General features: G+C 41.7%; 13 protein-coding genes and 1 pseudogene. All 14 read left to right on the forward strand.

All coding sequences use genetic code 11. The features are described 5' to 3' along the window. Nucleotides 1-264 (forward strand): annotated as a pseudogene (locus ABZB17_RS13795) (aerotolerance regulator BatA); the annotation flags it as partial. An 11-nt stretch (nt 265-275) separates the two neighbouring features. Then, complete coding sequence (locus ABZB17_RS13800; RefSeq protein WP_372650924.1) at nt 276-1,307, forward strand: VWA domain-containing protein; 1,032 nt, start codon at nt 276-278, stop codon at nt 1,305-1,307. Nucleotides 1,308-1,377: 70 nt separating this feature from the next. Beyond that, nucleotides 1,378-2,187, forward strand: a complete 810-nt coding sequence (locus tag ABZB17_RS13805; protein WP_372650925.1) for a tetratricopeptide repeat protein — start codon at nt 1,378-1,380, stop codon at nt 2,185-2,187. A gap of 106 nt (nt 2,188-2,293) precedes the next feature. Beyond that, nucleotides 2,294-4,117: a BatD family protein gene (locus ABZB17_RS13810; protein WP_372650926.1), complete on the forward strand. Its 1,824-nt coding sequence runs from the start codon at nt 2,294-2,296 to the stop codon at nt 4,115-4,117. 3 nt (nt 4,118-4,120) lie between these two features. Continuing rightward, a complete protein-coding gene (locus ABZB17_RS13815; RefSeq protein ID WP_372650927.1) occupies nt 4,121-4,876 on the forward strand; it encodes a tetratricopeptide repeat protein in 756 nt (251 codons plus the stop codon). 180 nt (nt 4,877-5,056) lie between these two features. After that, a complete protein-coding gene (locus ABZB17_RS13820) occupies nt 5,057-5,893 on the forward strand; it encodes a phytoene/squalene synthase family protein (protein ID WP_372650928.1) in 837 nt (278 codons plus the stop codon). Further along, nucleotides 5,890-6,426: an isopentenyl-diphosphate Delta-isomerase gene (gene idi, locus ABZB17_RS13825; RefSeq protein ID WP_372650929.1), complete on the forward strand. Its 537-nt coding sequence runs from the start codon at nt 5,890-5,892 to the stop codon at nt 6,424-6,426. The genes ABZB17_RS13820 and idi overlap by 4 nt, the downstream gene beginning before the upstream one ends. Further along, entirely contained in the window at nt 6,423-6,896 is a 474-nt protein-coding gene (locus ABZB17_RS13830; protein ID WP_372650930.1) for a hypothetical protein, read from the forward strand. Before idi ends, ABZB17_RS13830 begins: the two co-directional genes overlap by 4 nt. A gap of 6 nt (nt 6,897-6,902) precedes the next feature. Beyond that, nucleotides 6,903-7,583, forward strand: coding sequence for a lycopene cyclase domain-containing protein (locus ABZB17_RS13835; RefSeq protein WP_372650931.1), 681 nt, complete (start codon nt 6,903-6,905; stop codon nt 7,581-7,583). Continuing rightward, a complete protein-coding gene (locus tag ABZB17_RS13840; protein WP_372650932.1) occupies nt 7,580-8,242 on the forward strand; it encodes a carotenoid biosynthesis protein in 663 nt (220 codons plus the stop codon). Before ABZB17_RS13835 ends, ABZB17_RS13840 begins: the two co-directional genes overlap by 4 nt. Nucleotides 8,243-8,246: 4 nt before the next feature. Next, nucleotides 8,247-8,867 (forward strand): 1-acyl-sn-glycerol-3-phosphate acyltransferase, encoded by a 621-nt coding sequence (locus ABZB17_RS13845; RefSeq protein ID WP_372650933.1) that lies wholly within the window; start codon nt 8,247-8,249, stop codon nt 8,865-8,867. A 2-nt stretch (nt 8,868-8,869) separates the two neighbouring features. Continuing rightward, nucleotides 8,870-9,961, forward strand: coding sequence for a glycosyltransferase family 2 protein (locus ABZB17_RS13850; protein ID WP_372650934.1), 1,092 nt, complete (start codon nt 8,870-8,872; stop codon nt 9,959-9,961). Continuing rightward, entirely contained in the window at nt 9,937-10,677 is a 741-nt protein-coding gene (locus ABZB17_RS13855; protein WP_372650935.1) for a hypothetical protein, read from the forward strand. Before ABZB17_RS13850 ends, ABZB17_RS13855 begins: the two co-directional genes overlap by 25 nt. Next, on the forward strand, nt 10,677-12,152 hold the full coding sequence (locus ABZB17_RS13860; protein ID WP_372650936.1) for a phytoene desaturase family protein: 1,476 nt from the start codon (nt 10,677-10,679) through the stop codon (nt 12,150-12,152). Before ABZB17_RS13855 ends, ABZB17_RS13860 begins: the two co-directional genes overlap by 1 nt. The last annotated feature ends 460 nt before the right edge of the window (nt 12,153-12,612 follow it).

Consider the following 12,612-nt stretch of genomic DNA (forward strand, 5'->3'; position numbering starts at 1 on the left):
CAGTTGCAGAATATGCCGGTAAAAATTGACGAAGAAACCCTGCAGGAAATATCATCACTTACCGATGGAAAATATTTCAGAGCAACCAGCAACACCAAGCTGGAAGAGATTTATAAAGAAATTGACGCCCTGGAAAGATCAAAAATTGAAGTGCGCGAATTCAGCCGCAAATCGGAAGAATTTATGCCTTTTGCCCTGCTTGGGGCACTGTTTTTGATTGCAAGTTTGTTTATGCGTTTAACTATATTTAGAAGTATCCCATAAGTTGATAGAATATGGAAATTTTTAGGTTTGGACATATCGAATATTTATGGGGATTGCTAATAATTCCGCTGTTGGCATTGTTTTTTGCATGGTCGCGTATATCACGTCGCCGTGCATTAAAAAAGTTTGGGCAACAGGAAATTCTGGCCCAACTGATGCCGTACAGCTCAGGCAACCGCCCTGTTGTTAAGTTTATTATTTTGATGCTGGCGCTGGCATTTTTTATTGTTGGAATTGCCCGTCCGCAGTTCGGATCGAAATTAAAAACCGAGAAACGCGAAGGTGTTGAACTGATGATCGCGCTTGACGTTTCGAACAGTATGATGGCCGAAGATATTCAGCCCAATCGTTTGGAACGTGCAAAAAGAGCAATTTCAAGGCTGGTAGACCGTTTAAAAGATGACAAGATAGGACTGATTGTTTTTGCCGGCGATGCTTACACACAGCTGCCAATTACCACCGATTACAATTCAGCAAAACTGTTTTTGAATTCGGTGAATACGCAAATCGTTCCGAAACAGGGAACAGCCATTGGAGCCGCCATCGATTTGGCACGAAAATCGTTTACGCCAAACGGCGAGGCCAACAAAGCCATTATAATTATCACCGATGGAGAAAACCACGAAGATGACGCACTGGCATCAGCCGAGGCCGCAATGGAAGAAGGCGCCATCGTACACACCATTGGAATGGGATTGCCTTCAGGATCGCCAATTCCGGTGTTGCGTAACGGACAAACCGATTACCTGAAAGACCGCGACGGAAATGTAGTGGTAACAAAATTGAATGAACAAATGCTGGAGCAAATTGCTGCTACCGGTGGAGGTATTTATGTACGCGCCAATAATGCACAGGTGGGATTAAATGCCCTGTTTGATGAAATAAATAAAATGGAGAAACAGGAAATGGAAACGCGCACTTTTTCGGAGTACGACGACCAGTTCCAGTATTTCTTTGCCGTGGGTTTGTTTTTGCTGTTGCTCGAATTTGTAATTCTTGAACGCAAAAACAAGTATTTGAAACGCATAAAATTGTTTGGATAAAGATTGAAGCATGAAGCATGTAGTTGGAAGACTTCAAGTGACCAATGACAATTGACTAATGACTAGAATGATGAGACGAATATACTTTATACTATTTCTGCTAACGGTTTCCGGGATTGCTTTCGGGCAAAACGAACGGAAATTTGTACGTAACGGAAACAAACTTTTTATGGAAGCCGTGCGCGACAGCATGAGAGTTGACACCGTAAAATACAGTAATGCCGAAACCGAATACCGCAAGGCGCTGGAAAAACGCCCTGAAGATTTGAAGTGGAATTACAACCTGGCAGATGCTTTGTACAAACAACAAAAATTCGAAGATGCCGAGGGTAAATTCTCTGAGCTGGCTGAAAAGATGGAAGACCCCATTGACAGGGCGCGTGTTAATCACAACCTTGGAAATACACAGCTGATGCAGGAGAAACTGGATGAAAGTATCGAATCGTACAAAAAGGCGCTGCGTGAAAATCCGGATGATTTGGAAACAAAATACAACCTGGCCTATGCGCAAATGCTGAAAAAACAAAAAGAGCAGCAACAAAAGCAAAATCAGGATCAAAATAAGGATCAGAATAAGGACCAGAACAAAGATCAGAACAAGGACAAAAACGATCAGAACAAAGACAACCAGGATCAAAACAAAGACCAGAACAAGGATCAGCAGGATCAGAATAAAGATCAGGATCAGCAAAATCAGGATCAGAACAAAGACCAAAATAAAGACCAGCAGCAACAACAACCTCAGCAAAATAAAATTTCGAAACAGGATGCTGAGCAACTGTTGCAGGCCTTGCAAAACGACGAACGCGATATTCAGGATAAGGTGAAAAAAGCAAAAGCTGCCAAAGCCAAACGTACGCGATCGGAGAAAGAATGGTAGGAAAACGATGAAGGATAAAGGATTAATTATTAAGGATTAGTGATTAATTGATTTCAGACTAAAGCAATTGAACAAAAACAATAATTTTGTAGGCTTTGATACAATGATGAAGAAACTGGTAATATATATTTTTCTTTTATGCGCGGCAATTGCAGCCCGGGCCGAACAAACCCGTTTTACCATGTCGGCACCAAGTGCCGTTGAAATGGGACAACAATTCAGGCTGAGTTTCCAGGTTAACGACAAGGGAACAAATTTGCAGCTTCCTCCGGGACTAAGCGACAATTTCCAGATTTTGATGGGGCCAAGCACCAGTCAGTCAACAGGCATTCAAACCATTAACGGAAAAACAACTTCGGAGGTAACGTTTTCCTACACCTATATTTTGCGGGCCAAAGCGGAGGGAACTTTCGAAATCCGCCCGGGATCGATAGAGGTAAACGGAAAGGTTTTTGAATCCAATAAGCTGTCTATTCAGGTGGTAAAAGCACAGTCGCAGCCAAGCCAGCAACAGGCAACTCCGGGGCAAACACCCGAAGGAGCTACTCAGAATATTGACCTCGACAAAGACAACCTTTTTGTTCGTGTTGATTTAAGCAAACGAAATGTTTATCGAGGCGAGCAAATAATTGCCACCGTAAAATTGTATGTCAATCCGAATGTTCCGGTGCATGGTTTTGATGAAGTAAACCTGCCTACTTACGAAGGTTTTTACACCCAGGACATCGATATTCCGCAGCAGATAAATTTCACCCGCGAGGTGTACAACAATAAAATTTACCAGGTTGGTACGCTGAAAAAAACGATCCTTTTCCCGCAGCAAAACGGACGTTTGACAATTGAGCCTTTTAGCATGGCACTGTTGATTCGCCAACGGGTAAAAGCGCGTAGTTTTTTCGATGATTTCTTTGATAATTACCGCACGGTAAGAGCACGCGTAACAAGCGATGCCGTTTCGGTGAATGTAAAAGACCTGCCTACCGAGCCGGCCAATTTTATGGGCGGTGTGGGTAACTTTAATGTTTCGTCGGAAATCAGCAGCACCAATGTTACCACCAACGATGCGGTTACGCTTACCATGAAAATATCGGGTAACGGAAATATCCGTCTGGTACGTTCTCCTGAACTGGAGTTACCAAGCGATTTTGAAGTTTATGATCCGCGTGCAACCGACAATGTGCAGGCCAACGACAACGGCGTTTCAGGAAATAAAACCATTGAGTACCTGTTCCAGCCACGTTTTGAGGGCGACTATGAAATTCCGCCGATCAAGTTTGCCTATTTCAACCCGGCCACCGGAAAATATGTAACCAAATCAACCGAGGCTTACACGCTGCACGTTGAAAAAGGAACTGAAGAGCAATCAACTACAGTTATCAGCTCACGCCGCAAAGAAGACCTGCAGTTAATCGGACAGGACATTCGTTTCATCAAACAGGGGAAACCGATGTTACAGGTAAAAGGACATACTTTTTACGGAAGCACCATCTTTTATTTGATCTACCTGATTACTGCCGTACTGTTTGTGGTACTGTATTTCGTGTACCGTAAAAAGGCCCGCGAAAATGCCAACATTGCACTGGTACGTAATAAAAAAGCCAGTCGCGTGGCTGTAAAACGTTTGAAAGCGGCTGCCGGTTATATGAAACAAAACAACAACGAAGCTTTCCACGACGCTATTTTAAAAGCTTTCTGGGGTTACCTGAGCGACAAACTGGGAATTCCGGTGGCTGACCTTAACCGCGAAAATGCTGTGGCAAAACTAAAGGACCGCAATGTTGCCGATGAAGTAATTAAAGACTTTGAAGAAGTTGTTGACCAGTGCGAGTTTGCACGTTATGCTCCGGTTGGAGGATCGGAAGCACGCCATGATTTGTATAAGAAGGCTGAGACCACAATGAGCCGTTTTGAAAAACAAATTAAACGCTAAACAATGAAAAGGATACTTATATTCATACTACTTATAGCTCCGTTTTTTAGTTTCGCACAGGAAACAAATGAGCAACTTTGGGAGAAAGCCAACGCTTATTACACCACCGAAGAATACCAGCAGGCCGTTTCGGCTTACGAGCAGATTTTAGCTACCGGCGAAGAGTCGGCAAAAGTATATTTCAACCTGGGAAATGCCTATTTTAAAACCGGCGACATTAACAACGCCATTTTAAACTACGAGCGCGCCAAAGTGCTGGCACCACACGACGAAGACATTGCATTTAACCTGCAGGTGGCCAACCAGTATGTGGTTACCCAAGTCGAGGAATTGCCAAAACCGTTTTTCCTGCGCTGGAAAAACTCGGTAATTAATAAATACCCCGCCGACACCTGGGCATACATCAGCATTGTGTCGTTTGTATTGTTCCTTTTGCTGCTCGGTGTTTTTTTCTTTAGTAAAACCGTGGCCATAAAACGCCTGTCATTTTGGTTGGGTATTTTCGCCATCCTTTTATCGGCTTTTGCCGTTTCGCATGCGGCTCAGCAAAAAGCCCGGATCAATAACCGGAACACCGCCATTGTTTTTTGTCCGCGTGTTACGGTAAAAAGTTCGCCAAGCGAAACCGGTACCGATCTGTTCCTGATTTACGAAGGATTAAAACTGGAAATTACCGATCAGCTCGATAGCTGGACGGAAATAAAACTGGCCGATGGCAACCAGGGATGGCTACCCGATTCTTGCATTGTAAGAATCTAACAATTCGCTCTACTTCCTGTCCCCCATTGCTTTAACCTACCTGTAAATAAACAAAACAGTAGTATTCTGCGTTGTTTACATACAAATAATACGCATATACTTTATTTTGTAAATAGTCCCTGATTTATCAGTTGGTTGAGCTTATAATGCATTGCGATTTTATTAGTAACTTGAATGCATATGAAATTGTACAACGCCTGTTCAATAAAGATCTCGAAAGTTGTAACCTGCAGTTACAGCACGTCATTTTCGTATGCAACCAGTTTATTGCAGAAACCACATCGCGATGCTATTTACAGCATTTATGGTTTTGTTCGTTTGGCTGATGAAATCGTTGATACTTTTCACGAAAACGACAAGGCCTACCTGCTGAATAAATTCGAAGAAGATTTTAAAGATGCCATGAAACGGGGCATCAGTCTTAATCCGGTTCTTCAGGCGTTTCAGGACACCGTAAAAAAATACAAGATTTCGATGGCTCATGTCGATGCTTTTCTTACCAGCATGAGATACGATCTGGAGAAAAAAGAGTACAAAACAAAACTGGAGGCCAACCAGTATATTTACGGTTCGGCCGATGTGGTTGGTTTGATGTGTTTGAAAGTATTTTGCGACGGTGATCAGGAAAAATTCGACGAGCTGGTAACACCTGCCATGAAACTCGGCTCTGCTTTTCAGAAAGTAAATTTTTTGCGCGACCTGCGTGAAGACACGGAAACACTGGGTCGGACGTATTTTGCGGAATTATGCAGCAAAGAATTTTGCGAAGAAGAAAAGAAACGTATTATAAAAGATATTGAAGCCGATTTTGAAGCCGCCTACAAAGGCATAAAAAAGCTGCCCGGAAAATCGAAACTCGCCGTTCTGCTGGCTTATTATTATTATCGCTTACTGCTAAATAAGTTAAACGAAACTCCGGCCTCGGTAATTATGCAAAACAGGGTGCGAATTCCAAATTATAAAAAAATGTTGATCATGGTAAAAGCAAAAACACTCTATAATCTCGGACTGGTATGACGGACATCAATAAAATAGAAAAAGTAATTCTGGTCGACGAAAACGACAAGGTTCTTGGAGAAATGGAAAAAATGGAGGCACACGTAAAAGGCCTGCTTCACCGGGCCATTTCTGTGTTTATCGTCAACTCGAAGGGCGAATGGCTCATTCATCAGAGGGCCTTCAACAAGTACCACTCCAACGGGCTGTGGACCAACACCTGTTGCAGTCACCCCTACCCTGCAGAGACCAGCGTAGATGCGGCCAACCGCCGCTTAATGCAGGAAATGGGCATGAAAGCTCCGTTGCAGGAAATATTTGCGTTTATCTACAAAGAAGAGTTGGACAACCAACTTACCGAACACGAACTCGACCGTGTTTTTATTGGTTTTAGCGATGAAAAGCCGGAGCCAAATGCCGATGAAGTTTCCAATTGGAAATACATCAACTTCGAAGAATTAAAAACGGATGTAAAGAACAATCCGGAGAACTACACCGTTTGGTTTAAAAAGATATACGAACGCGTTGAAGAACATTTAAAAGTAAAAACGTGAATATACTAATTGCCATAGCAACCTTTTGTTTTATGGAGTTCGTAGCCTGGTCGAACCATAAATTTGTTATGCATGGCTTTTTATGGAAATGGCACCGCGATCATCATGTAAACGACCACAAAAAAAATGCATCGCAAACCGAATTGTACAAACCAGGTTTTGAAAAGAACGACTATTTTTTCCTCGTTTACGCCATTCCGGCAATTGTTGTCCTCATGGTTGGTTTCTTCTTTCAAATCTCAGCTTTAATTGCACTTGGCATTGGTATTAGTTTATACGGGCTCACCTATTTTGCCATTCACGACGTAATGATTCACCAACGGCTCAACATTCCCTTTTTATCCAACACAAAAAACAAATACCTCATGGCAGTTCGCGAGGCACACCTGGCACACCATCGCGGAAAGAACATTCGCGATTTCGACAACTATGGATTACTGATCTTTCAATTTCGTTTTTTAAAGAAATAAATGTCATTGTACTTTATACTACTTACGGCTTCCGGCGCAGTGCCTTTGCTGCTCAGTTTCGATAAACGGCTGCAGTTTTACAAACAGTGGAAATATGTTTTCCCTTCCATTCTGTTGGTGGCTTTGGTGTATATCGCTTTTGATGTGAGTTTTACCAACCGGGGCATTTGGGGCTTTAACCCGGAATATCTTTCCGGAATTTATTTGGTCTCTCTCCCATTGGAGGAAATCCTGTTTTTTGTTGTTATTCCTTATGCCAGTATTTTCCTGCACGAATCAGTCCGCGAATATTTTCCAAAGCTGGAAATACCAAAATCAATAAATATGGCATTGATAATAGCACTAATTGTTTTGTGCGTATTGATAGCTGTTTTTAACACCGATAAAAGCTACACATTTTACATTTCGCTAAAACTTGCGGTTGCTTTGTTGCTGGCTTTACTTTTAAAAAGTAGCATAACACGTTCGTTTTTTATCACTTTCGGTGTCATCCTTGTTCCGTTCCTTATCGTAAACGGTATTTTAACCGGTTCGTATATCAACGGAGAAGTGGTGTGGTACAACAACGACGAAAACCTGGGAATACGGATTTTCACCATTCCCGTTGAAGATTTTGCCTATGCTTTCAGTATGATTTTATACAACCTGTTGCTGATTGAACAATTAAAAAAGCTAGCCGGAAAATGATTGGTACAAAACATATCGCACATTCAATTCAGTCAAACTATCGGTACTTTGTTCTGTTTCTCCTCATTTTTTATGCTGTTGGACTTGCAGGCCTTTCCATTCCCGCTTCCCGCTCGCATTTTGTGCATTTAACGCCATTTGCTTTGTTATTGAGCTCTTTTATTGTAGCCTTATTTCACGGCAAGTTTTCACAAAAAGCAATACTGGCTTTCATTTTTATTTTTACCGCCAGCTTTATTGTTGAACTAATTGGTGTAAACACCGGAGCTATTTTTGGTAGCTACACATACGGTCACGGATTAGGCTTAAAAATTTTTAATACGCCGTTAATTATCGGGTTAAACTGGCTACTACTTGTTTATGTTTCCAATTCAGTGATGGAAAAAACCAACTGGCATGCAGCTATAAAAGTTTTTGGGGCTGCCTTTTTACTACTGGCCTACGATGTTTTATTGGAACAGGTAGCACCCCAATTGTCTATGTGGACTTTTTACCAATCTCCGGTTCCCCTGCAAAACTATGTGGCCTGGTTTGTTTTGGCGCTGCTTTTCTCACTGGTCATCAACTTGATGAAAATAAATACCAAAAACCGGATCGCCCCGGTTGTTTTTGGCATTCAGACTTTATTTTTTGCCCTGTTACTGTTAACTTTAAACTAAAACTTTGATTATAAAAGCTGAACATCATTTCCTGCTCGATCCATTTTTCAGGCATTATGTAATCCGGAAAATGAAACGTCACTTTCAGTCGTTTACCATCAATGGCGCGATACAGGACAAAAATTTGCCCATACTATTGATCTGCAACCACGTGAGTTGGTGGGATGGCATTTGGACTTTATACACCAATCAGCAACTCTTTCAACGCAAATACCATTTTATGATGTTGGAAGAGGAACTTCGAAAGAACTGGTTTTTCAAGTATACCGGCGGGTTCTCCATCAAAAAACGGTCGAAGTCGATTATTGAAACCTTTGATTACACCGCCGAATTATTGTCGGATACGCAGAACCTGGTTTTGCTGTTTCCCCAGGGAAACATAAAAAGCATTTACCAGAACAAATTTGTTTTCGAGAAGGGAATTGAAAAAATTTTGCAGCGAACAAAAAATGATATCCAGATCGTTTTTCAGGCTAACCTCATCGATTATTTTGCTGATGCGAAACCCAATGTTTTTTTTAATCTGCACAACTACACCGGAGCCTGGAACAGTACTGAAATTGAAAACGCTTACAACTCCTTTTACAACAAATGCCTGGAAACGCAGGCTAAAAAAGAAATTTAAAGATGATAATTGCAGCATGGATCATATTCATTTTTACGGCGATACAACTTGGGGTTGTATTGCTGAATGCAATTTTCAGTCAACCACTTCCCCCTTGCCCAAACGATTTTAACCCGCTTGTTTCCATTCTTATTCCCGCACGCAACGAAGAACAAAACATTGGCCGTTTACTCACGGACATCCAACAGCAGAAGTGGCAAAATTTTGAGGTTTTGGTGTTTAACGATCAGTCGACCGATAAAACCTCTGAAATTGTGGAATCGTTCACAAAAACAGATCAACGTTTTCAGCTTTTTAATTCCGACGGACTTCCGGACGGTTGGCTCGGGAAAAACTATGGTTGTTACCAACTGGCCCAAAAAGCAAAAGGGTGTTACTTTTTGTTTTTGGATGCCGACGTACGAATTTCGGGAGCAATAATCGCCGGAACAATCGCCAAACTTAAAAAACACCAACTTGGTTTGCTCTCTATTTTCCCCAAACAAAACATGCACAGCTGGGGTGAATATTTGACGGTTCCGAATATGAATTTTATTCTACTCAGTTTATTGCCACTGGTTTTTGTCAGGCTTCTGCCCTTTTCATCAATGGCAGCGGCAAACGGGCAATTTATGCTCTTCGATGCCAAAACATACCGTGACAAACAACCACATCACACCTTTCGGAACAACAAAGTGGAAGACATATCCATTGCCCAATTCTTCAAACAAAATGGTATTCGAATTGCATGTTTATCGGGAAACGCTTCCATTTCCTGCCGCATGTACAATTCGTTCAACAACGCTGTAAACGGCTTCTCGAAAAACGTAATTATGTTTTTTGGAAACTCCGCGTTGCTGGCGGTTCTTTTTTGGCTGATCACCACGCTGGGCTTTATTCCAGTTCTTATCGCATTGCCAAAAGTATTCGTGTCCTCCTATTTATTAATGCTTGTAACCATTCGCATTTTAATAAGTGTTATCAGCCATCAAAACCCGCTTAGAAACCTGCTGCTCGCCATTCCTCAACAAGTGGTGCTGGGTATTTTCATTATAAAAGCATTTCTCAACAAATCAAAAAAAGCCTACCAATGGAAAGGAAGAACGATATCATAATCACATTGCTTTTGGTCTTTTCCCTTTCCGTAAGTGCTTTTGCTTCGAACAAGAAAAAAATTTACCAGGCGTACATTAACAACCGGATGGACGAGTGGAAAACCATTATCGACAGCCTGGAGCAAAACAAAACAGAAAATGCCGGCTACCTCAGCGAACTGGTCAACTACCAATACGGTTACATAGGTTATTGTTTAGCTGAAGACGATGATAAGAAAGCCAAACACTATCTTGATCTGGCTGAGGAAAACCTCGAGACTCTGGAGGAAAAGAACTTTAATCCGGCACTGATCAATGCCTACAAAGCGGCTTTCTGGGGATTTAAAATTGGAATTCAGCCCATAAAAGCGCCAATTTACGGAAGACGCAGCATTAAACATGCCGACCTGTCGCTGGAACAAAACAATGAACTGCCCTTTGCCCACGTGCAATATGGCAACGCTTATTTTTATATGCCGGCAGTTTTTGGCGGCTCGAAGCAAGTGGCCATCGAGCACTTTTTGCTGGCCATTGAACAGATGGAAGAGAAACCCGCAGAACTGGAAAACGACTGGAATTACCTGAGTTTACTGAGTTTAACCGGGCAATCGTACGAAGAATTGAACGAATTGACGAAAGCGCAGGTTATATACGAGAAAGCGTTAAAATTTGAACCCAATTTTAAATGGGTGAAAGACGAACTTTATCCTGACTTAAAAACAAAACTGGAGAAATAATGAAGAAAAAGGTTTTGATAGTAGGTGCCGGAATAGGTGGCCTGGCCACAGCAATTCGGTTGGTAAAAAACGGTTACGAAGTGGAGATGCTGGAAAAGAACGAACAAGCCGGTGGAAGGCTGAACCAGATAAAAAAAGATGGTTTTACCTTCGATACCGGTCCCAGTTTTTTTAGCATGTCGTACGAGTTTGAAGAATTTGCCAAAGAATGTGGAATTCGGCTTCCGTTCGAATATGTGGAACTGGATCCGCTGTACACGGTAAATTTCAGAGGCGACGATAAAACCTATTTCTTATACAAAAACATCGACAAACTGGCCGAACAGTTTGCCGATATCGAACCCGACTTTAAAGAAAAGTTTGAACGTTACATGGACAAATCCGGTGCACTTTTTCACGACACCGTTGATATTGTGATCAAACAAAACTTCGATTCGCTGGCAGGATATGTATGGGCATTAATGCGCGTAAACCCGGTGCATATTCCGGTATTGTTCAAAAGCTTCTGGAACCACGTTACCAACTATTTTTCATCATCGCAGGCGCAACAGATTATTTCGCTCGTGGCCTTTTTCCTGGGGCGCACGCCTTTCGATACCATGGGCATTTACAGCCTGCTTTCGTACACCGAATTTAAACACGACGGCTATTACAACGTAAAAGGCGGGATGTACAAAATTGTTGAAGGTTTTGTAGATGTCCTGAACAAGGAAAACGTAAAAATCCATTACAACACCGAGATCAAGGGATTTACCGAAGACAACGGAGTTTTAATAGCGCTGACCGACCAAAACGGCAAAACGTGGTCGGCCGACAGTTACCTCATCAATTCGGATGCTGCCTGGTTCAGAGGGAATATTTTTAAACGGCCCGCTTATGCTCCTGCCAAACTCGATAAAATGAGCTGGACAATGGGATACCTGACCTTCTACATCGGGCTGAAATGCAAATTGCCACAGGTTAATCATCATAACTACTATCTGGGAACAAATTATAAAGACTATGCCGAGAATGTGATGAAGAATCCGGGAACATTGCAAAAACCCTACTATTATGTAAATGTCCTCTCGAAACACAATAACGATTGTGCACCCGAAGGTTGCGAAAGCCTGTTTTTTGTGTGCCCGGTGCCCAATCTCTACCACAAACAAGACTGGTCGGATAAAGACCAGATAGTTGACAGTATTATTAAAGATTTCTCGGAAAGAATAGGAAAAAACATAAAAGACGAGATCGTTTCAAGAACCATTTACACCCCGCAAGTGTGGCAAAACCGCTTTAATTTGCACCGTGGCGCCGGACTCGGATTATCGCATAATATGAACCAGATTGGCATTATGCGCCCACGCAATATCGACGAGAAATATAAAAACGTTTTTTATGTGGGTGCATCAACCGTTCCCGGAGCCGGAATTCCGATGGCTATAATCAGCTCTAAGCTAGCTTTTAAGCGCATTCAGCAACATGTTTCATAACATAACACAATCTGCGTTGCACCTGTTGAATAAATCCTTCGACTAATACACTGAATATCACACAGTAATAAATCCCCCGTTACGTTAGTTCGGCACATTGATATATATCAAATCTCTCCGGCCCTGTTATGTGATTAAAATTACAAATAGAAAACTTATATTATGGTTTATTTATGTACGGTATATATCGATATCAGTGAACTGTAATAGTAAATTTCTATAGGAATTAAGTCAACTTTTCACGATATTTATTGTTAGTAAAAGCGACAAATAATACGCCGACAATATTCAAAAAAACTAAATTTCTTATGTTTGATTTAGACCTAGTAAAAAAAGTGTATTCAGAACTCCCCGAGAAGGTGAAACAAGCCAAAGGCATTCTGAATAAGCCAATGACGTACGCAGAAAAAATTCTTTATTCTCACCTGTTTGCAGCGCAGGAATTAGCTGCCTTTAAACG

Origin of the sequence: Draconibacterium sp. (genome assembly GCF_041583095.1) — a bacterium.
Taxonomy (GTDB): domain Bacteria; phylum Bacteroidota; class Bacteroidia; order Bacteroidales; family Prolixibacteraceae; genus Draconibacterium.